The following is a 20,420-nucleotide window of genomic DNA, read 5'->3' as shown; positions in this document are numbered from 1 at the left end:
TTCGGGCGTTAGGGTTGCCTTACTTCCCATGCGCTCCTCCACGTCCGCGCCACCGGCGCCCGCCTCCGTCTCCCGTCTGGTCGGGGCGACCGTGCTGGCCGTCGTCGTCCTTGCCGTAGCGTGCGCGCTGTCGATCGCCTACGGATCCCGGCCGATCCCGCTCCACACCGTGCTCGACACCGTCCTGCACCCGGGGCGGAACGACGAGGTCGGGCTGATCGTGCTCGGCAACCGCGTCCCGCGCACCGTCGTCGGGCTCCTCGCAGGTGCCGCCCTCGGTGTCGCCGGCGCGGTGATGCAGGGCGTGACCCGCAACCCGCTCGCCGACCCGAGCGTCCTCGGCATCAACTCCGGGGCGGCCCTCGCCGTGGTCGCCGGCATCGCGCTCTTCGGGGTGAGCGGCACGGCCGCCTACCTGCCGTTCGCGTTCCTCGGTGCTGCCCTGGCCGCACTGCTCGTCTACGGGATCGCCGCCGTCGCCCGGCGCGGACTGTCGCCGGTCGGCCTCGCGCTGTCCGGTGCCGTGGTCGCCGCCGCGCTGTCGTCGATCACGACGGCGGTGCTCGTCACGAACGCGAGCCTGCTCGACCAGCTGCGGTTCTGGCAGGTGGGAGCCCTCGCCGGCAAGGACCTCGGCACCGCCGGCATCATCACGGCGCCGGTGCTGATCGGTCTCGCGATCGCGTTCGGCCTGGGCCGCTCGCTCAACACGCTCGCCCTCGGCGACGAGCTCGCGGCGTCGCTCGGGCAACGCGTCGTGCTCGTCCGGGCCGTCGGCGGGCTCGTGACCGTGCTGCTCGCCGGCTCGGCCGTGGCCGCAGCGGGGCCGATCGCCTTCGTCGGGCTCGCCGTCCCGCACGCCGTCCGTCGGCTGAGCGGCCCCGACCACCGGTGGACCATCCTGCTGTCCGCGATCGTCGCGCCGGCGCTGCTGCTGGTGGCCGACGTCATCGGTCGCGTCGTGGCGTACCCGGGGGAGCTGCAGGTCGGCATCGTCACGGCCCTCATCGGTGCGCCGGTGTTCATCGCACTCGTGCGGTCGAGGGCGGTGCGGGGCCTGTGAGTCGTGTCCGCCGGTCGGTCGGCGTCCGGCAGGAGCTCGTCGGTGCCCGGCGCGAGCTCGTGGTCCTGGCGGTCGTCGTCGTCGTGCTCGTCGCGCTGGTGCTCATCGGACTCGGGGTCGGCTCGATCCCGCTCACCCCGGCGCAGGTGGTCGGTGCGCTGTTCGGTCAGGGCGACCGCATCTCGGACTTCGTCATCGGACAGCTGCGCGGCCCCCGGGTGCTCGGTGCGATCCTGGTCGGCGCCAGCCTGGGGGTCGCGGGCGCCATCGTGCAGAGCGTCGTCCGCAACCCGATCGCGAGCCCGGACGTCATCGGCATCACCTCGGGTGCCAGTGCTGCGGGTCTCACCGCGATCGTGCTGTTCGGGGCGTCCGGCGGCACCCTGTTCTCGGTCGTGCTCGTCGGCGCGGTCGTGGTGTCGATCGTGATCGCCGGACTGGCCTGGCGGCGGGGGATCACCGGCAACCGGGTCGTGCTCGTCGGGATCGGCGTCTCGGCGATCTGCCTGAGCATCACGGGCTGGATGCTCACCAGCGGCACCGTCACCCAGGCCGGCACCGCGTTGCTGTGGTTGTCCGGCAGCCTGAACGCCGTCGACCGGAACCTGGTCGGCGTGCTCGGCGTCGCGTTCGTCGTGCTGTTCCTGCTCGCCCTGCTGCAGTCGTCGCGCCTGACCGTCCTGACGCTCGGCGACGAGGTCTCGGCGGCCCTCGGGCTCCGGCCGGACCGCGCGAAGGTGCTGCTGCTCCTCACTGCGGTGTGCCTGACCGCAGCTGCGGTCGCCACGGCGGGGCCGGTGTCGTTCATCGCGTTGATGGCGGCGCCGATCGCGCGTCGGCTCGTCGGCGGCGGCCGCGTCGCCCTCGGGCCGGCCGCCGCGGTGGGAGCGGCGATCACCCTCGGCAGCGACCTCATCGCCCAGTTCGCGATCCCCGGCAACGCCCTGCCCGTCGGCGTCGTGACGGGTGTCGTCGGCGCCCCGTACCTGCTCTGGTTGCTCGCGCGCGGTCGCTGAACCCGGACCGCGCGTTCGCGCACCGCGGACGATCGTCCACAGGCCCAGTTCGGGGCTGCCGCTGGAGCCCTCCTTTCCGATACGCTGGTGGGCCAAGAGGAGGAGGTCCACCGATGCCAGATCCAGTGGTCCCGCAGCCGGACGGTCAGAAGACCCCGGAGCAGCGGCTGGTCGACACCACGTTGACCTTCAGCATGGACATGGGCGCGGCGCTCACCGCCGAGTCCGGTGTCTCAGCGGAAGAGCGCGAGGCGGTCAACGCCCTGCCGTCCGGATCGGCGCTGCTCGTCGTGCGCCGCGGTCCGAACGTGGGTGCGCGGTTCCTCCTCGACTCCGACGTCACGACGGCGGGTCGACACCCCGACGCCGACATCTTCCTCGACGACGTCACGGTGTCGCGCAAGCACGCGCAGTTCCTGCGGCACGGCACGGCGTTCACCGTCAAGGACAACGGTTCGCTCAACGGCACGTACTTCGACGGTGACCGCATCGACGAAGCACCGCTCACCGACGGGGCAGAGGTCCAGGTCGGCAAGTTCCGTCTGACGTTCTACGCGTCCCGGGTCGACCTGGCGCGCCTGGCGAACGCGTAGTGGCCGCACGGTCCGCTGCGGCCCGGGCGGGGTCAGCGGCACCGGACCTGCTCACGATCGGGCAGGTCCTCGCTCGCCTCAAGCCCGAGTTCGCGGACCTGTCGAGTTCCAAGCTGCGCTTCCTCGAAGAGCGCGAGCTCGTGACGCCGATCCGCACGGCCAGCGGGTACCGCAAGTTCTCGGCGGCCGACGTCGACCGCCTCCGGGTGATCCTCGGCCTGCAGCGCGACCACTACCTGCCACTCAAGGTCATCAAGGACTACCTCGCCGACCTCGACGCCGGGCGCGAGCCCGTACTGCCGGGCGGTGGGGACGCCCCACGTCCCTCGATCCTCGGGCGCGAACGCCGGTACACCCGCGACGAGACGGCCCGAGCGGCCGGCGCGTCCCCGATGCTCCTGGCCGACGCGGTCTCCGCATCACTGCTCCCCGCCACCGAGACCTACGGCGAGGACAGCGTGTCGGTCCTCAAGGCACTCGTCGAGCTGCAGCGGACCGGCATCGAGCCGCGGCACCTGCGCACGCTCCGCAGCACCGCCGAGCGCGAGGTCGGACTCATCGAATCCGCGCTCATGCCCGTGTCCCGCCGGGGCGATGCGACGTCACGGGCGAAGGCTACGGAACTCGCACGCGAGATCGCCGTCCAGCTCGAGGTCATCCGCTCGAGCCTCATCCGCGCGGCGATCGGTCGTCTCGACGCATGATCCGTTCCGGTGCTCCGCGGGGGCTTGTGCGTCAGTGGGTGGGGCGTATCCTCGACACGCCGGACGCGCCGAGTCGGATGTCCCGCGCGGGAGCGGTCGGAGTCGCTACCGTTGACCTCGGAACAACTCTCAACCCGTCGTTGAACCTTCGGGTGGGAGCTCGATCGTCGTGGAAGGCAAGCGCATGAGTGGGAACGACACCCCAGGCACCGAGTCGGACACGACGCGGTACGACCTCGGGCTGCTCTTCACCGACGGCCTCCCCGAGCACGACGAGCAGAACGGCTACCGCGGCACCGTCGCCGCACGTGCAGCCGGCATCTCGTACCGACAGCTCGACTACTGGGCACGCACCGAACTCGTGCAGCCCACCATCCGCGGCGCTGCCGGCTCCGGTTCCCAGCGCCTGTACGGGTTCCGCGACATCCTCGTGCTCAAGCTCGTGAAGCGCCTGCTCGACACTGGCATCTCGCTGCAGCAGATCCGCACCGCCGTGAACCAGCTCCGCGAGTCGGGCGTGTCCGACCTCGCTCAGACCACCCTGATGTCCGACGGAGCCTCGGTGTACCTGTGCACCTCGGACGACGAGGTCATCGACCTGGTGTCCCGCGGTCAGGGTGTATTCGGCATCGCGGTCGGCAAGGTCCTGCGCGAGGTCGAGACCTCCTTGGTCGAGCTCGACGCCTCCGCGGCGGCCGACCCGTCCGACGAGCTCGCCGCGCGTCGCGCTTCCCGCGCTTCCTGACCAGGTTCTCGCGGTTCTCGTCCCGCGGATCGTCCCGAGTGGTCACGCGCCGTCGTGTGCGCGTCGCCGAGTGGTCACGCACCGTCGTCCGCGCGGCCGTCGGCCGACAATTGGTGACCGCTCGGCGGACGTGAGCGGGATGTTGTGACCGCTGGGCGAGCCGGGGCCGGGCGTGTCTGCCGGGGCACAGACGGGCCTCCTGGCAGTCGGCGCGTGGTCACGAACCGCCGTGTGAGCGTCGTCGAGTGGTCACGAACCGTCGTCCGCGCGGCGGTCGGCCGACAGTTGGTGACCGCTCGGCGGACGTGAGCAGCGCGGCGCGCCCGCGCGGCAGCGCCCTACGCGCCTACGGCACCCGAACCGTCGGCGTACGGGCCGATCTTGCCGGTCCGCATGATGCGCTCGAGCAGCTGGTCGAAGTTGCGTGCCATCTCCTGCGCAGACTCGCCGGGCCACACGTGCAGCGGCTTCGCGGCACCCTGCGCCTGCTGCAGCGAGGTGCGCTCGGGCAGCTGCGGCGACAGGACGAGCGGCCCGAACATGTCGCGGAGTTCCTTGATGCGGAACTGGTGCTCGAGCGACTGGACGCGGGCACGGTTCACGATGATGCCGAGCGGCTGCAGGCGGGGGGAGAGACCGCGGCGGATCTCCTCGATGGCCCGCAGCGCACGGTCGGCCGCGGCGACGGAGAACAGGCCGGGCTCGGTGACGACGGTGACGCGGTCGGACGCTGCCCACGCGGTGCGCGTGAGGGCGTTCAGCGACGGCGCGCAGTCGATGAGCACGAGCTCGTAGTCCTGCTCGACGTTGGCAAGGGCCTCTTCGAGCTTCCAGATGTCGCGGATGGAGGGGTGCGGCCCGTCGAAGTTGATCGCGGAGGGCGACCCGACCATGACGTCGATCTTGCCCTGCGACCCCTTCGTCCACCCGGAGGGGGCGATCGCCTGACGGACGATCTTCTCCTTCGGGTTCTCGAGGACGTCGGCCACGTTGAGGTGTCCGGCGAGGTTGATGTCGAGGCCGGTGGAGACGTCGGACTGCGGGTCGAGATCCACCACCAGCGTGCGCAGTCCCTTGGCGAAGGCGGCCGAAGTCAGGCCGAGCGTCACCGTCGTCTTGCCGACACCGCCCTTGAGGGAGCTCACGCTGAGTACATGCACGATCAGCAACGTTACCGCCACTAGGGTTGTCTCACCTCAACCCGGGCTGAAAGGGACGTCGTGTTCAGCAAGATCCTCGTGGCGAACCGTGGTGAGATCGCCATCCGCGCATTCCGTGCCGCGTACGAACTGGGGGCGCGCACCGTCGCCGTCTACCCCTACGAAGACCGGAACTCCCTGCACCGCCTGAAGGCCGACGAGGCCTACCTGATCGGTGAGCGTGGCCACCCGGTCCGGGCGTACCTGGACGTCTCCGAGATCATCCGCGTGGCGCGCGAGTCGGGCGCCGACGCGATCTACCCGGGGTACGGCTTCCTGTCCGAGAACCCGGAGCTCGCCGCCGCGGCCGCCGCAGCCGGCATCACCTTCATCGGTCCGGGCGAACACGTGCTCGAGATGGCCGGCAACAAGGTGACCGCGAAGGAGCACGCGATCGCGGCCGGCGTCCCGGTCCTCGCGAGCACCCCGGCGAGTCGCGACATCGAGAAGCTCATCGCCGGCTCCGACGCCATCGGGTTCCCGGTGTTCGCCAAGGCCGTCGCCGGCGGTGGCGGCCGTGGCATGCGCCGGGTCGAGACCAAGCCCGAACTCCGTGCAGCGCTCGAAGCAGCGATGCGCGAGGCCGACAGTGCGTTCGGCGACCCGACCATGTTCCTCGAGCAGGCGGTGATCCGGCCGCGGCACATCGAGGTGCAGATCCTCGCCGACGCGACGGGCACCGAGGCGGGGACGATCCACCTGTTCGAGCGGGACTGCTCCGTGCAGCGCCGCAACCAGAAGGTCGTCGAGATCGCCCCGGCGCCGAACCTCGACCCCGCCGTCGCCCGGGCTCTGCACCGCGACGCCGTGGCCTTCGCCCGGTCGATCGGCTACGTGAACGCCGGCACCGTCGAGTTCCTGCTCGACACCGAGGGCGAGCGCGAGGGTCAGCACGTCTTCATCGAGATGAACCCGCGCATCCAGGTCGAGCACACCGTCACCGAAGAGGTCACCGACGTCGACCTGGTGCAGTCGCAGATGCGCATCGCCTCGGGCGAGTCGCTCGCCGACCTCGGCCTGTCGCAGGACACCGTCTCCGTGCACGGGGCCGCGCTGCAGACCCGCATCACGACCGAGGACCCGACGCAGGGCTTCCGGCCGGACACCGGCCGCATCACCACGTACCGCAGCCCCGGTGGCGCTGGCGTGCGCCTGGACGGCGGTACGGTCGCCACCGGTGCGCAGATCAGCCCGCACTTCGACTCCATGCTCGCCAAGATGACGTGCCGCGGACGCGACTTCCCGACGGCCGTCGCCCGTGCGAAGCGTGCCCTCGCCGAGTTCCGCATCCGCGGCGTCAGCACGAACATCCCGTTCCTGCAGGCCGTGCTCGAGGACCCGGACTTCGCCCGCGGCGACGTCTCGACGAAGTTCATCGAGGAGCGTCCGCAGCTGTTCAGCGGCCACGTGTCGAAGGACCGCGGCACCAAGGTCCTGAACTGGCTGGCCGACGTCACGGTGAACAAGCCGAACGGTGAGCGGTCGCCGCTGGTCACCGACCCGAGCGCCAAGCTCCCCGCCCTCGACCTCAGCGCCCCGGTGCCCGAGGGCCAGCGCGACCTGCTGCTGGCGCAGGGTCCGGCCGAGTGGGCGAAGGCACTCCGTGCCCAGACCCGGCTCGCCGTGACGGAGACGACGATGCGGGACGCGCACCAGTCGCTGCTCGCCACCCGCGTCCGCACGAAGGACCTCGTCGCCGTCGCACCGTACGTCGCGCGGCTCACGCCGCAGCTGCTGAGCGTCGAGGCCTGGGGTGGAGCGACGTACGACGTCGCCCTCCGGTTCCTCGGCGAGGACCCGTGGGAGCGCCTGGCCTCGCTGCGCGAGGCGATGCCGAACATCCCGATCCAGATGCTGCTGCGCGGCCGCAACACGGTCGGCTACACCCCGTACCCGACCGAGGTGACGGACGCGTTCGTCGCCGAGGCCGCCGCCACGGGCGTCGACGTCTTCCGCGTGTTCGACGCGCTCAACGACGTCAGCCAGTTGCGACCGGCCCTGGAGGCAGTGCTCGCGACCGGCACGGCCGTCGCCGAAGCGGCGCTCTGCTACACCGCCGACCTCCTCGATCCTGCCGAGGACCTGTACACGTTGGACTACTACCTCCGCCTGGCGGAGCAGATGGTCGAGGCCGGCGCGCACGTCATCGGCATCAAGGACATGGCCGGCCTGCTCCGCGCCGGCGCCGCCGAGAAGCTCGTCGGCGCGCTGCGCGAGCGCTTCGACCAGCCCGTGCACGTGCACACGCACGACACCGCCGGTGGGCAGCTCGCGACGCTCCTCGCCGCCGCGCGTGCCGGTGCGGACGCGGTGGACGTCGCCTCGGCGCCGATGGCCGGCACGACGAGCCAGCCGAGCATGTCCGCGCTGGTCGCCGCCCTGGCCCACACGGAGCGCGACACCGGACTGTCCCTCGACGCGGTCGGCGACCTCGAGCCCTACTGGGAGGCGGTCCGTCGGGCCTACGCCCCGTTCGAGTCCGGGCTGCCCGGCCCGACGGGTCGGGTCTACAAGCACGAGATTCCCGGTGGTCAGCTGTCGAACCTCCGCCAGCAGGCGATCGCGCTCGGCCTGGGCGACCGGTTCGAGCAGGTCGAGGACTGGTACGCCGAGGCGAACCGGATCCTCGGACGCCCGACGAAGGTCACGCCGTCGTCGAAGGTGGTCGGTGACCTCGCGCTGCAGCTCGCCGCGGTGAACGCCGACCCGGCCGACTTCGAGCAGAACCCGGACAAGTACGACATCCCGGACTCCGTCGTCGGGTTCATGGCCGGCGAGCTCGGTGACCTGCCGGGTGGCTGGCCGGAGCCGTTCCGGACGAAGGTCCTGGCGGGCCGCGACGTCCGCCTCGAGATCACCCCGGTGCCGGACGCCGAGCGCGCGCACCTCGACGCCGCGGGGCCCGAGCGCCAGCAGGCGTTGAACCGGCTGCTGTTCCCGCAGCCCACGGCCCAGTTCGAGCGGGTGCGCGAGCAGTACGGCGACCTGTCCGTGGTGCCGACCGTCGACTACCTGTACGGGCTGCGCCCCGGGCAGGAGCACGTCGTGCCGCTCGGCAAGGGCGTCAACCTGTTCGTCGGGCTCGAGGCGATCGGCGAGGTCGACGACAAGGGCATCCGCACGGTCATGGCCACGATGAACGGGCAGCTCCGCCCGGTCTCGGTCCGCGACCGGTCGATCGAGGTCGAGACGAAGGTCGCCGAGCAGGCCGACAAGTCCGACCCGAAGCACGTCGCCGCGCCGTTCTCCGGTGTGGTGACGCTCAAGGTCGCCGTCGGTGACGTCGTCGAGGCCGGAGCGGCCGTGGCGAGCATCGAGGCGATGAAGATGGAAGCGGCCATCACGGCGCCCGTGGCGGGCACCGTCGGCCGTCTCGCGATCCCGGCGACCCAGCAGGTGGACGCCGGCGACCTCCTGGTGGTGCTGCAGTAAATTGACCGTCCGTCCCATCCGCCTGTTCGGCGACCCCGTCCTCCGTTCGCCTGCGGACCCGATCGCTCCGGCGGCCTTCGGGTCGAGCGGGGTCCGCGACCTCGTGCAGGACCTGATCGACACCGTCAAGGAGCCCGGCCGCGCCGGTGTGGCCGCGCCGCAGATCGGTGTCGGACTCCGCGCGTTCTCGTACAACGTCGACGGCGAGGTCGGGTACGTCCTGAACCCCGAGGTCGTCGAGGTCTCGGGGGAGCCCGAGCTCATGGAGGAAGGGTGCCTGTCCGTCCCGGGGCTCGGCTACCCGACCCGGCGGCACCCGTACGCCAAGGTCCGTGGCGTCGACGTCGACGGCGCCGAGGTGGTGCTCGAGGGCACCGGACTGATGGCCGAGGCGCTGCAGCACGAGGTCGACCACCTGGACGGCACCGTCTACGTGATGACGCTCGAACCAGAGGTCCGACGGCAGGCGCTGCGGGACATCCGGGCGCAGGAGTGGTTCCACTGATCCGCAGGTCATGAGTGCCTGCTCATGACACCCCCACGGGGGATTGTCGCTTTGTCCTGACGAAGAGGTACCGTATCGGCGTCGGCCTCCCACCGACGACCATCCCATCCCCCCAGGACTCCCGCATGACCAGTCAGACTGACGAGCTCAGCTCGCACCGCACCCGCACCAACCGTCGTCCGGCCGACACCACGGTCGCCACCGGTTCGACCGCCGTCCTCGACGCCCCCGCGCCGGAGCAGTCGCCGGAGGCCTGAGCCCCGCGCTCACCTGGCGGAATCGGGCGTACCTGGTCGGAAGAAACGACCTGGTACGCCCGAAACGCCCCGGTACGCCGAGACGGCGGAGCGCTACCCGCGGCGCGCGCGACGCTCCTCGATGACGGGCGTCGCGGTCGTCTGCACCTTCGACCCCGAGTAGATGTGGTCGATGTCGGCCGCGAAGTCGCGCAGGATGACCGACCGCTTGATCGTCAGCTTCGGCGTCAGGTGTCCGGAGCCCTCCGTCAGCTCGGTGTCCAGGATCGTGAACGACCGGACCGACTCGGCTCGTGAGACCCGGCCGTTCGCGGTGTCGATCGCCTCTTGCACGGCGGTGAGCACGCGTTCGTCGTACGCGGCCTCGTGCGCGGAGAGCGCCGGGGTGATCCCGCGGCTCTCGCACCACCCCGGGAGCATCTCGCGGTCGAGCGTGACGAGGGCGGCGATGAAGGGCTTGCCCTCGCCGACGACCACGACCTGCCCGATGAGCGGGTGTTCGCGGACGCCGTCCTCGAGCGGTGCCGGTGCGACGTTCTTGCCGCTCGCGGTGACGATGAGTTCCTTGGCGCGTCCGGTCACCGTCAGGATGCCGTCGTCGTCGAGCCGTCCGAGGTCGCCCGTGCGGAACCAGCCGTCGTCGGTGAACGCCCGCTCGGTGGCCTCGTCGTTCCGCCAGTAGCGGTCGAACACGTCGACGCCGCGGATCAGGATCTCCTGGTCGTCGGCGATCCGGATCTCGACCCCGGGGAGTGCCGGCCCGACCGTCCCGATGCGCAGGTCCGCCGCGCGGTTCACGGTCGCGGGGGCCGTCGTCTCGGTGAGCCCGTAGCCCTCGAGGATGAGCACCCCGATCGAGCGGAAGAAGTGCGACAGCCGCGGCGAGAGCGGTGCCGAGCCACTGACCGCGTACTCGGTGCGGCCACCGAGGGCGTTCCGGAGCTTCGCGTAGACGAGCTTGTCGAACAGCTTGAACTTCAGGCCGAGCACGAGCGGGACCCGACCGGCGGCCAAGGCCTCGGAGTGGGCGACCGCGGTGTCCGCAGCGGCCCGGAAGACCTTCCCCTTGCCGCCGAGGTCGGCCTTCTGCTCGGAGGCGTTGTAGATCTTCTCGAACACCCGGGGGACCGCCAGCAGGAAGGACGGCTTGAACGACGACACGGCCTGCATGAGGTCCTTCGTGTCCGGCTCGTGGCCGACCAGTACCCCGGCGGACACCGACATCGCCGCGATGAAGCGGGCGAACACGTGGGCCATCGGGATGAAGAGCAGGGTCGAGGCGCCGTCCGCGACGACCTCGGGCATCGCGACACTGGCGTTCTCGACCGTCGCGGTGAAGTTGTCGTGCCGCAGGACGCACCCCTTCGGGCGTCCGGTCGACCCGGAGGTGTAGATGATCGTCGCGTCGTCGTGGCCGTGCACCGATGCCGTCCGCGCGTCGAGTTCGTCGTCGGTGACGTTCTCGCCGAGCCGGGTCAGGTCGTCGAGCCCGCCGCCGTCGATCGTCCAGTGCTGCCCGAGGTGCGGCAGGTCCGGGGCGATCGAGGCGACCCGACGCGCGTGCTCCTCCTGCTCGACGACGATCGCGACGGCCTCGGAGTCGGAGAGGATCCACCGGACCTGGTCGGGAGAACTTGTCTCGTAGACGGGGACGGAGACCAGGCCCGCCGTCCACACCGCGAAGTCGACGAGCGTCCACTCCAGGCGCGTGCGGGACAGGATCGCGACGTGGGCGCCGGGCTCGAGGCCGGCGGCGACGAAGCCCTTCGCGATGCCGCGGACCCGTGCGAGCACCTCGCCGGCGGTGATCGTCGTCCACGTGTCGCCGTGGCGCTGGGCCAGGATCGGACGCGACGGCGTCAGACGGGCGCGGTCGCCGAGCAGCCGCGCTGCGGAGCCGTGGTCAGGAGCGACGGGGCCGCTCGTCGGACGCGAGGCGTGCCTCCCGGTCGGGACCTGACTGGCGCGTTCGGGTCGCTGATCGTTCACGGTGACTCCCTTGTCTGCCGGTTCGATTCGAGGGCGCCTCATCCTGCGAGGCGACACGGTCAGCATAGGACGCGTCACCGGGCGTTCCGTGAGTTCGCGGTGAACCGGTAGGCTCTTGGACCGTGCACGCCATCGGAATCGACATCGGGGGCACCAAGATCGCGGGAGCGGTCGTGACGGAACTCGGCGAGATCATCGCCGAGGACCGCGTGGCCACCAACGCTGCGGACCCGAACGCCATGCTCGACGACGTCGTCTCGATGGTCGAGCGACTCAGCTCAGGACACGAGGTCGGCGCGGTCGGCGTCGCGGCCCCGGGCTTCATCGACGCCTCGCAGTCGATCGTCTACTACACGCCGAACATCCGGTGGCGGAACGAGCCCCTGCGCCAGAAGCTGCAGCAGCGCCTCGGCGACCTGCACATCACGGTCGACAACGACGCCAACGCCGCCGGGTGGGCCGAGTTCCGCTTCGGCGCCGGCCGGCTCGTCTCCGACATGACGATGCTCACCATCGGCACCGGTGTGGGCGGCGCCATCGTGACCGAGGACCGCCTGTTCCGCGGTGGGTTCGGCACCGGCGGCGAGATCGGCCACCTGCGCATCGTGCCGAACGGTCTGCCCTGCGGCTGTGGCGCGCGTGGCTGCATCGAGCAGTACGGTTCCGGCCGTGCCCTGCAGCGGATGGCGAACGACGTCGCCGACGCCGGCGGCATCGGCTCCGCGCTGGCCGACGCGCGCGAAGCCAACGGCGGCGAGCTCGACGGACACATCGTGGGCGACCTGATCCTGGCCGACGACCCGGGTGCCCTCGCGGCGCTCCGTCGCCTCGGCCGCCACCTCGGTGAGGCCTGCGCCTCGCTGTCCGCGGTGCTCGACCCGCAGCTGTTCGTGTTCGGCGGCGGGGTCGCCAGCGCGGGGGACCGGCTGCTCGACCCGATCAAGCAGGCGTACCTCAACAACCTGCCGGCGCGTGGCTACCACCCCGAGCCGGACTTCGTGATCGCCGAGCTGGTGAACGACGCCGGAGTCGTCGGCGCCGCCGACCTGGCCCGCATCCACGCCCGCACGGCGTAACCGCGTACCGGCCCGCACGGCGTAGGGTCGCTCAGGCCCACCCCACCACCTGGAGTCGTCGATGACCTACTGGCTGCTGAAGAACTTCCTGCTCGGCCCGCTCATCCTCACCCTGTTCCGCCCGTGGGTGGTCGGCCGTGAGAACGTCCCCGCCAAGGGCCCGGTCATCTTCGCGTCCAACCACATCTCCTTCATCGACTCGGTGATCCTGCCGGCCGTGCTCGACCGGCGGCTGTCCTTCCTGGCGAAGAGCGACTACTTCACCGGGCGGGGGCTCAAGGGCTGGGCGACGAAGACGTTCTTCAACGCCATCGGCCAGCTGCCGATCGACCGCTCCGGCGGCAAGGCGTCCGAGGCCTCGCTCCGCACCGGCCTGCAGGTCCTGGCCCGCGGCGAGCAGCTCGGCATCTACCCGGAGGGCACGCGCAGCCCCGACGGCAAGCTCTACCGCGGTCGCACCGGCATCGCGCGGATGATCCTCGAGGGCCGGGTGCTCGTCGTCCCCGTCGCCATGGTCGGCACGCGTGAAGTGCAGCAGATCGGGCAGCGCTTCCCGAAGATCAAGCGCGTCGGCGTGGTGTTCGGCAAGCCGCTCGACTTCTCGCGCTTCCAGGGCTTCGAGACCGACCGGTTCATCCTGCGCAGCGTCACCGACGAGGTCATGCACGAGCTCGCGGGGCTGAGCCGTCAGGAGTACGTCGACGTGTACGCGACGAGCGTCAAGGAACGCGCGAGCTCCGCACGCGAGGCAGTCATGCGGGAACGGAAGTCGTCGCCCGCACGTTAGGCTCTGATGGTCCCGGCACTCCGCCAGGACGCCCGTTCTGCCGCCTTCCGGCGGCCAGGCGGGCCGCCCGCACAGAACACCGAGGTAACGCCCTTGTTCGAGTCGACCGACTTCGTCGCCCTGCAGGATCCGGACGTCATCGAGGGCCTCGACTATTGGCGCACCCTCCCCATCAAGCAGCAGCCCACGTGGCCCGACGCCGCAGCGGCCGAGGCCGCCTCGGCCGAGATCGCCACGCTGCCGCCCCTCGTCTTCGCGGGCGAGGTCGACAAGCTCCGCGAGCGGCTCGCCGCCGCCGCACAGGGCAAGGCGTTCCTGCTGCAGGGCGGTGACTGCGCCGAGACCTTCGCCGGCGCGACCGCCGACTCCATCCGCGACCGCGTCAAGACGATCCTGCAGATGGCCGTCGTCCTGACCTACGGCGCGTCGATGCCCGTCATCAAGATGGGTCGCATGGCCGGGCAGTTCGCCAAGCCGCGCTCGAGCGACTTCGAGACCCGCGGCGACGTCACGCTGCCCGCCTACCGCGGCGACATCGTGAACGGCTACGACTTCACGCCGGAGAGCCGGACGGCCGACCCGCGCCGCCTGGTGCAGGGGTACCACACGGCCGCGTCGACGCTGAACCTCGTCCGCGCCTTCACGCAGGGTGGCTTCGCCGACCTGCGCCAGGTGCACTCGTGGAACAAGGGCTTCGCGTCGAACCCGGCGAACGCCCGCTACGAGCACCTCGCCAAGGAGATCGACCGCGCGATCCGCTTCATGGACGCCTGCGGTGCCGACTTCGAGGCGCTCAAGCACGTCGAGTTCTACGCGTCGCACGAGGGTCTGCTCATGGACTACGAGCGCCCGATGACCCGCATCGACTCGCGGTCCGGTCTGGCGTACGACACCTCCGGCCACTTCATCTGGATCGGTGAGCGCACGCGTGATCTCGACGGTGCCCACGTGGACTTCCTGTCGCGGGTGCGGAACCCGATCGGCGTGAAGCTCGGCCCGACCACGAGCGTCGACGACATGAAGGCCCTGGTCGACAAGCTCGACCCGAACCGCGAGCCCGGCCGTCTGACGTTCATCACGCGCATGGGTGCCGGCAAGATCCGCGACGAGCTGCCCAAGCTGCTCGAGGCGATCAAGGGGATGGACGCCAACCCGCTGTGGGTCACCGACCCGATGCACGGCAACGGCCTGACCACGCCCACCGGCTACAAGACCCGTCGGTTCGACGACGTCGTGGACGAGGTCCTCGGCTTCTTCGAGGCGCACCGCCAGGTCGGTACGTACCCGGGTGGCATGCACGTCGAGCTCACCGGTGACGACGTCACGGAGTGCCTCGGCGGGTCGGAGCACATCGACGAGGCCACCCTCGCCACCCGCTACGAGTCGCTGTGCGACCCGCGGCTGAACCACATGCAGTCGCTCGAGCTCGCGTTCCTCGTGGCCGAGGAGCTCGGCGCGCACCCGCACGTGCGCGCGTAGCGCGACCGGGCCGGGTCAGTCCCGCCAGAGCGACAGAACCCCGCGAACCGTTGGCGGGGTTCTGTCGCTTCCGTGTGCCGGACGGGAGGCCCGTGGCGGCTCTGCCCCGCGCCTCCCGTCCGCCGTGCCGGTTGCGTCCACCTCGCGCCCGGCCACGCGTTTCCCGCGCCGGTCCGCGAAAGCGACAGTGTGCCGCCGATGTTCGACGGCACACTGTCGCTTTCGCGGTGCCTTCGGCGACGCCGAGCGGACAGGTGTCGCTTCGGCGGACCGGACCGGACCGGACCGGGCGGGCGGGACCGCCTACTGGTCGTAGGAGAGCGTGACCGTGTCGCCGCGGTACACCGTGGCTCCGGCGCCCGGGTTGGTACCGGTCACCGGCAGCGACGACTTCCAGTCGTAGAACCCGCACAGGATGTTCGTGCAGTCGGGCACGGAGACCTTGAGCCCGAGGCCCTCGAGCGTCGCGGTGGCCTCGTTGATGGTCGAGCCGACGACGCCGTCCTCGGGCAGGGTGATCGGCGTCGGGCCCTTCGACACGACGACGTCGATCGCGGTGCCGCGCACGGCGGGGGAGTCCTGCACCTCGGCGGAGACGATCTGTCCGGAGGGGACGTCCTCGCTGAACTCCTCGGTGCGGGCGCCGAGGACGAGGCCGACCGCGTCGAGCTCCGCGGAGGCCTGGTCGACGGTCTTCCCGACGACGTCCGGCACGGCGCCGAGGGACACCGTGAGCGTGACCGGGCCGGTCTCCCCGTAGGCCTTGACCGACGTCAGGTCGAGCGCCTTGCCGCCGGACGCGCGGCCGGTCGCCGCGATGACGGTGTCCTTCGCGGCGTCGGCCGAGAACTCGTACCGGTTGTCCTGCAGCTCGAAGTCGTCGTCGAGCGCGGCGGTGACGGTGGAGATCGGCTGCCCGACGATCGTCGGAAGCGCGATCATCTTCGGCCCGTTCGACACGACGAGCTGCACCGACGTGCCCTTCTGCACCTCGCGCTTCGCGGCCGGCTTGGTGATGGACACCTGTCCCTTCGCGACGACGGCGTCGAACCGGGTTCCGGTCTTCGACGCCGCGTGCAGGCCCTGGGCTTCGAGCAGCTGCCGGGCCTGCGAGACCGACTTGCCCGTCACTTCGGGGATGCGCACGTTGCCACCCGGCCCCGGCCCGAAGTACCAGCCGAAGCCCGCGCCGATGAGCAGGAGCACGACGAAGACCGACAGCGCGATCCAGCCGCGCTTGCGACGCTTCGCGGAGAGGTCGGCCAGGCGCTGTCCCGCGGGCGAGAGCACCCCGGGCTGCGCGCCCGTGCGGCGCGGGCCCGGACCGGTGTTGCGGTTCCGGGTCGTGGGACGCCCGCGGTCGGGGCTGTCGATGATCGCCGTGGCATCGGTGGCCGCCGGTGCGTCGGCGGCAGCACGGGCACCAGCGGCAGCAGCGCCGACACCGGCAGCGGTCCCGCCGCCGGACGGCAGGATGGCGGTCGCGTTCTCGGGCCGCAGCACGGCGGTCCGGTACTGGCCCGTGGCACGCTGCTGGTTGCCCGCCATGTGGTCGAGCATCTCGCGGGCGTCGCGCGGTCGGTCCTCGGGGTCGCGGGCGGTCGACCAGGCGACGAGCTCGTCGAGCTCGGGCGGGACGCCGGACACCGCGGCACTCGGGACGGGCACCGTGTCGTTCGCGTGCTGGTAGGCGATCTGCATCGGCTGCTCGCCCTTGTAGGGCTGCTCGCCGGTGAGCATCTCGTAGAGCATGATGCCGAGCGCGTAGATGTCGCTGCGTGAGTCGGCGGCGCCACGGGTGACGAGCTCGGGGGAGAGGTACGCGATCGTGCCGAGCAGGGCGGCCCCGGTCGCGGTGTTCGCCGTCGTCGCCCGGGCCAGGCCGAAGTCGCCGAGCTTGATGCGGCCGTCGTCGGCGAGCAGGACGTTCTCGGGCTTCAGGTCGCGGTGCACGATGCCGGCGCGGTGGGCCGAGGCGAGTCCGGCCAGCACGGCGCGCAGGATGTCGGTCGCCTGCTCGGGCGTCAGGGCGTGGTGTTCCTGCAGCAGGTCCCGCAGCGTGATGCCCGGGATGTACTCCATCACGATGTAGGCGGTGTCGTCCTCGGCGCCCTGGTCGTAGACGCCGACCAGGTTCGGGTGGGACAGCCGCGCGGCGGACCGGGCCTCTTGGATGAAGCGCTCACGGAAGGCCTGGTCGTCGGCCAGGTGCCCGTGCATGATCTTGATCGCGACGCGTCGCTCGAGGCGGACGTCGGTCGCGAGGTACACGGTCGCCATGCCCCCGCGCGCGATGCGGGAGCGGACGCGGTACCGCTGATCGATCATGCGACCGATCATCGGATCCGTGGCGGCGTTGGTGGTCATCGGCGGCATTCTACGAATCGAGACTGCACGACACCGCACCGGCGCACCGGTCGTGACCCAATCTCGATCTTCCGGATGAGACTCAGAGGGTGGCCAGCCAGCCCTGGGCGGCGCTCGCCCAGTTGGCGTAGGCCTTGGGGTAGGCGGAGAGCTGCACGGCCTGGGCGGCGTCGGTGATGCTCATCGACGACCACCCGGGCACGTCGAGCAGCCCGCGGGTCTTGCCGACGTTCGGGTTGCTGCGACCGCCGAAGAACAGCTTCGTCGCGTACGCGGGGTCCTGCAGCTTCGCCGCACTGCCCCAGCCCTGGCTCGGCCGCTGCTGGAACAGGCCGACCGAGTCGCGGTCGCCGTGGGGCAGGTTGCGCAGGCTCGACTCCTGCATCGCGGCGGCCAGGGCCACCACGATGCCGCGGTCGGACACCCCGAGGGAGCGGCCGACGGCGACGATGGTGGCTGCGTTCTGGCGCTGCTCGGCACTCAGTCCGACGGCGGCGCTCACCGCGGCACGCGACGGCGCGGCGGCGGTCGTCGCAGCAGTGCTCGACGACGGGATGACGAGGGTCTTGCCCGCGTAGATCGTGCTCGTGTAGGTCAGGCCGTTCGCCGACAGCAGCGAGGCGACGGAGACGTGGTGGGACGCAGCGATCGAGCCGATCGTGTCGCCCGAGGAGATCTTCACACTCGACTTCGACGAACCCGACGACGCTGCGGCCGTGGACACCGAGCCGCCTCCGGACGAGCCGTGCGGCACCCGGAGCGTCTGACCGGGGTAGATCACGCTGCGCTGCGAGAGCTTGTTGGCGCTGAGGAGCGCCGTGGTCGACACGCCGACCCGCGATGCGATGCCGGACACGGTGTCGCCCGACTTCACGTGGTAGCTCGAGGTGCTCGACCCCGACCCCGACCCGGACCCGGACGTCGATCCGACGCTCGTGGTCGTGCGCGCCGTGGTCACCGCGGGCGTCGACGCCAGGTGCAGCGTCTGCCCGGGGTGGATGATCGTGTTCCAGCCGAGGCCGTTCCGCACCAGGACCTCCTGCGCCGACAGGCCGAAGCGGGCGGCGATGCCCGAGACCGTGTCGCCCTGACGGACGGTGTAGGTCGTGGGGGCGGCTGCCTTCGTCGTCGCGGCGACCGTCGTGACGACGGTCTGCGACGGACGTGCGACCGCGGTGCCGAAGACCGGACGGTTGCCGACGTTGCGGTCCTGGTCGACGTGGCGCTTGTGGTTCGAGTCCGCGTCGTCGTGTCGCGGTTCGGCGTGCGCGATGGGGCCGGTCAGGCCGGCGGTCACCGCGATCGTGCCCGCGAGGACGATGGGCATGGTCGCGAACCGGGCGGATCGTGCGCGCCGGGCGGCTTCGTCTGCAGCGTTGTCCACGGTTTCTCCTGATCTCGACTGTCCCGTGCGCGTGCATGCGCGCACTCACAGGTGGCACAACGCTGGCATGGTGTGATTCCCAAGTCAACCAGAGAGCCGGATGTGGTGCGTGTGACGAATGTGACGAACGGTGCGTACTCACTCGGTGCCCCGCTCTGGCACCATGGGCGTGTGAGTGCTGCACCCGTCGACGACCTCTCCCTCTCCGAGCGCTGGCTGACCGTCCCCGAACTGGTGGACCTGTTCAGCACCAGCCCCGGCCGGATCCACCGCCTGTTCGAGGAGAAGACCCTGCTGGCGGCCCGCGTCGGTGGTGTCCTGCGCGTGCCGAGCGAGTTCCTCGAGGACCGCGAGCCCATGCCCGAGCTGCGTGGCACCCTGACCGTGCTCAGCGACAACGGCTTCACCGACGACGAGGCGGTCCGCTGGATGCTCACCGTCGACGACTCGATGGGCGTCTCGCCCATCGCGGCGCTGCGCGCCGGTCGCAAGGCCGAGGTGCGTCGCGTGGCCCAGTCGCTGCTCTAGACGCGTTCCGAGCAGACGGGAGGCCCGGTGCCAGCGGGCACCGGGCCTCCCGTCTGTCCTGGTGGTGCGTCTAGGACGACCGGCGGCTGACCGTGTCGGCCAGCGACGCGAGCTGCTCGCGTGCCGACGGCGTCAACGGCGACGCGTCGAGCGCCGCCTTCGCACGCTGCACGTGCCGGTCGATGGAACGCTCGACCGCGGCGACCGCACCGGACTCGGTGAGGGTGGCGCGGAGCATCTGCACCTGCTCCTCGTCGAGGTCGGGGTCGCCGAGGAGCTCGTCGAGCAGCTGCCGCGGGCCACTGGCCAGCGCCTTGCGGGCCGAGGCGATGAGCACGGTCCGCTTGCCCTCGCGCAGGTCGTCGCCGGCGGGCTTGCCGGTGACCTCGGGGTCGCCGAACACGCCGAGCATGTCGTCGCGCAGCTGGTAGGCGACGCCGAGGGGGAGCCCGAAGGCGCGGAGACCCTCGAGCTGGGAGTCGCTCGCGCCGGCGACCAGCGCGCCGATGACGAGCGGTGCCTCGATCGAGTACTTCGCGGACTTGAAGACGATGACGCGCTGGGCGCGGAGCAGGTGCTCGGACTCGTCGATGACGGGCCAGGCGGTCTCTTCGTGCACGTCGAGGTACTGGCCCGCGGTGACGTCGAGGCGCATCGCGTGGAACTCCTGGCGCACGATGCGGGCGCGCACCGGGTCGAGGAGCGCGAGGCCCTCGTCGAACACCGAGTCGCTGAGGGACAGCAGCAGGTCGCCGAGCAGCAGCGCCGAGTTCGTGCCGTACTGCCCGCGGTCGCCGACGAAGCCGGACTCCTGGTGGAGGGACTCGAACCGGCGGTGTGCTGCGGGACGCCCACGGCGGGTGTCCGAGCGGTCCATGATGTCGTCGTGCACCAGGGCTGCTGCGTGGAAGACCTCGAGCGCCGCGGCGACCGTGACGATCGCCTCGGCCGTGGTCTGACGGGAGCCCTCGGCGAGCGGGTCGAACGAGCCCGAACGGCCCGCCACCGACTGCCATCCCCAGTAGCAGAACAGCGCCCGGAAGCGCTTGCCACCGGACAGCAGATCTCGGGCGTACAGGTCGAACGGGGCGAGATCGGGGCTGATCGCGAGGAGCCGTTCACGCTGCTCGTCGAGTGCCCGGTCGATACGCGCCGATACGAGGTCCACTAATCGCGTACTCTCAGCCACAGTCCCTACCCTAGTGGAGCGGTTGGGACATAGAATCGGTCCACTCAACCGAGTGTTTTCCAGCCCGGTTGTTCAACCCCGCGTCGATCCCAGGAACAGAGGGAACC

Annotated in this window: 17 protein-coding genes; 12 read left to right on the top strand and 5 right to left on the bottom strand. The window is 71.0% G+C overall.

Going from position 1 to position 20,420, the window contains the following annotated elements; genetic code table 11:
- Nucleotides 1-28 precede the first annotated feature (28 nt).
- From ITJ69_RS08170 to ITJ69_RS08150, 5 genes are all read left to right on the top strand, one after another.
- Nucleotides 29-1,063: a FecCD family ABC transporter permease gene (locus ITJ69_RS08170; RefSeq protein WP_123340359.1), complete on the top strand. Its 1,035-nt coding sequence runs from the start codon at nt 29-31 to the stop codon at nt 1,061-1,063.
- Nucleotides 1,060-2,079, top strand: a complete 1,020-nt coding sequence (locus ITJ69_RS08165; RefSeq protein ID WP_323743066.1) for a FecCD family ABC transporter permease — start codon at nt 1,060-1,062, stop codon at nt 2,077-2,079. The genes ITJ69_RS08170 and ITJ69_RS08165 overlap by 4 nt, the downstream gene beginning before the upstream one ends.
- Nucleotides 2,080-2,192: 113 nt before the next feature.
- Entirely contained in the window at nt 2,193-2,672 is a 480-nt protein-coding gene (locus ITJ69_RS08160) for an FHA domain-containing protein (protein WP_123292449.1), read from the top strand.
- Entirely contained in the window at nt 2,672-3,376 is a 705-nt protein-coding gene (locus ITJ69_RS08155) for a MerR family transcriptional regulator (protein ID WP_123312968.1), read from the top strand. The genes ITJ69_RS08160 and ITJ69_RS08155 overlap by 1 nt, the downstream gene beginning before the upstream one ends.
- A 184-nt stretch (nt 3,377-3,560) precedes the next feature.
- Nucleotides 3,561-4,121 (top strand): MerR family transcriptional regulator, encoded by a 561-nt coding sequence (locus ITJ69_RS08150; RefSeq protein WP_111085817.1) that lies wholly within the window; start codon nt 3,561-3,563, stop codon nt 4,119-4,121.
- A gap of 338 nt (nt 4,122-4,459) precedes the next feature.
- Here ITJ69_RS08150 and ITJ69_RS08145 read toward each other — a convergent pair whose 3' ends face one another.
- Entirely contained in the window at nt 4,460-5,281 is an 822-nt protein-coding gene (locus ITJ69_RS08145) for a ParA family protein (protein WP_123939176.1), read from the bottom strand.
- Nucleotides 5,282-5,341: 60 nt separating this feature from the next.
- Here ITJ69_RS08145 and ITJ69_RS08140 point away from each other — a divergent pair, with 60 nt between their 5' ends.
- The 3 genes from ITJ69_RS08140 to ITJ69_RS20715 all read left to right on the top strand — a co-directional run bounded on the left by ITJ69_RS08140 (nt 5,342) and on the right by ITJ69_RS20715 (nt 9,514).
- Nucleotides 5,342-8,752, top strand: a complete 3,411-nt coding sequence (locus ITJ69_RS08140; protein WP_194672503.1) for a pyruvate carboxylase — start codon at nt 5,342-5,344, stop codon at nt 8,750-8,752.
- Between the two features lies 1 nt (nt 8,753).
- On the top strand, nt 8,754-9,257 hold the full coding sequence (locus tag ITJ69_RS08135; protein WP_159573893.1) for a peptide deformylase: 504 nt from the start codon (nt 8,754-8,756) through the stop codon (nt 9,255-9,257).
- 125 nt (nt 9,258-9,382) lie between these two features.
- Nucleotides 9,383-9,514 carry a hypothetical protein gene (locus ITJ69_RS20715; RefSeq protein WP_260155074.1) on the top strand — a complete coding sequence of 44 codons (132 nt, stop codon included), beginning with the start codon at nt 9,383-9,385 and terminating at the stop codon, nt 9,512-9,514.
- Nucleotides 9,515-9,607: 93 nt separating this feature from the next.
- On the opposite strand, the gene ITJ69_RS08130 is transcribed toward ITJ69_RS20715, so the two are convergent.
- Nucleotides 9,608-11,503 carry a long-chain fatty acid--CoA ligase gene (locus ITJ69_RS08130; protein WP_323743065.1) on the bottom strand — a complete coding sequence of 632 codons (1,896 nt, stop codon included), beginning with the start codon at nt 11,501-11,503 and terminating at the stop codon, nt 9,608-9,610.
- 122 nt (nt 11,504-11,625) lie between these two features.
- On the opposite strand from ITJ69_RS08130, the gene ITJ69_RS08125 reads away from it, so the two are divergent.
- From ITJ69_RS08125 to ITJ69_RS08115, 3 genes are all read left to right on the top strand, one after another.
- Nucleotides 11,626-12,579 (top strand): ROK family glucokinase, encoded by a 954-nt coding sequence (locus tag ITJ69_RS08125; protein ID WP_111085799.1) that lies wholly within the window; start codon nt 11,626-11,628, stop codon nt 12,577-12,579.
- A 61-nt stretch (nt 12,580-12,640) separates the two neighbouring features.
- Nucleotides 12,641-13,366: a lysophospholipid acyltransferase family protein gene (locus ITJ69_RS08120; RefSeq protein ID WP_123292455.1), complete on the top strand. Its 726-nt coding sequence runs from the start codon at nt 12,641-12,643 to the stop codon at nt 13,364-13,366.
- A gap of 93 nt (nt 13,367-13,459) precedes the next feature.
- The gene (locus tag ITJ69_RS08115; protein ID WP_123340362.1) at nt 13,460-14,845 is read left to right on the top strand and encodes a class II 3-deoxy-7-phosphoheptulonate synthase; all 1,386 of its coding nucleotides are present in this window, start codon (nt 13,460-13,462) and stop codon (nt 14,843-14,845) included.
- A 303-nt stretch (nt 14,846-15,148) separates the two neighbouring features.
- On the opposite strand, the gene pknB is transcribed toward ITJ69_RS08115, so the two are convergent.
- Nucleotides 15,149-17,212, bottom strand: a complete 2,064-nt coding sequence (gene pknB, locus ITJ69_RS08110) for a Stk1 family PASTA domain-containing Ser/Thr kinase (protein ID WP_194672502.1) — start codon at nt 17,210-17,212, stop codon at nt 15,149-15,151.
- A gap of 82 nt (nt 17,213-17,294) precedes the next feature.
- A complete protein-coding gene (locus tag ITJ69_RS08105) occupies nt 17,295-18,596 on the bottom strand; it encodes a LysM peptidoglycan-binding domain-containing protein (RefSeq protein ID WP_323743064.1) in 1,302 nt (433 codons plus the stop codon).
- Between the two features lie 171 nt (nt 18,597-18,767).
- On the opposite strand from ITJ69_RS08105, the gene ITJ69_RS08100 reads away from it, so the two are divergent.
- Entirely contained in the window at nt 18,768-19,124 is a 357-nt protein-coding gene (locus ITJ69_RS08100; protein WP_111085815.1) for an Rv2175c family DNA-binding protein, read from the top strand.
- A gap of 70 nt (nt 19,125-19,194) precedes the next feature.
- Here ITJ69_RS08100 and ITJ69_RS08095 read toward each other — a convergent pair whose 3' ends face one another.
- Nucleotides 19,195-20,313 carry a polyprenyl synthetase family protein gene (locus ITJ69_RS08095; protein WP_111085795.1) on the bottom strand — a complete coding sequence of 373 codons (1,119 nt, stop codon included), beginning with the start codon at nt 20,311-20,313 and terminating at the stop codon, nt 19,195-19,197.
- Nucleotides 20,314-20,420 lie beyond the last annotated feature (107 nt).

This window comes from Curtobacterium sp. VKM Ac-2887 (assembly GCF_015350935.1).
GTDB lineage: Bacteria > Actinomycetota > Actinomycetes > Actinomycetales > Microbacteriaceae > Curtobacterium.
The sequence above is the reverse complement of the archived record's forward strand: the minus strand, read 5'-3'. Positions and strand labels throughout refer to the sequence as shown.

Coding starts and splice junctions, on each gene's coding strand:
- ITJ69_RS08170 (WP_123340359.1), top strand. CDS start 29: ATGCGCTCCTCCACGTCCGCGCCACCGGCGCCCGCCTCCGTCTCCCGT.
- ITJ69_RS08160 (WP_123292449.1), top strand. CDS start 2,193: ATGCCAGATCCAGTGGTCCCGCAGCCGGACGGTCAGAAGACCCCGGAG.
- ITJ69_RS08150 (WP_111085817.1), top strand. CDS start 3,561: ATGAGTGGGAACGACACCCCAGGCACCGAGTCGGACACGACGCGGTAC.
- ITJ69_RS20715 (WP_260155074.1), top strand. CDS start 9,383: ATGACCAGTCAGACTGACGAGCTCAGCTCGCACCGCACCCGCACCAAC.
- ITJ69_RS08120 (WP_123292455.1), top strand. CDS start 12,641: ATGACCTACTGGCTGCTGAAGAACTTCCTGCTCGGCCCGCTCATCCTC.
- pknB (WP_194672502.1), bottom strand. CDS start 17,212: ATGACCACCAACGCCGCCACGGATCCGATGATCGGTCGCATGATCGAT.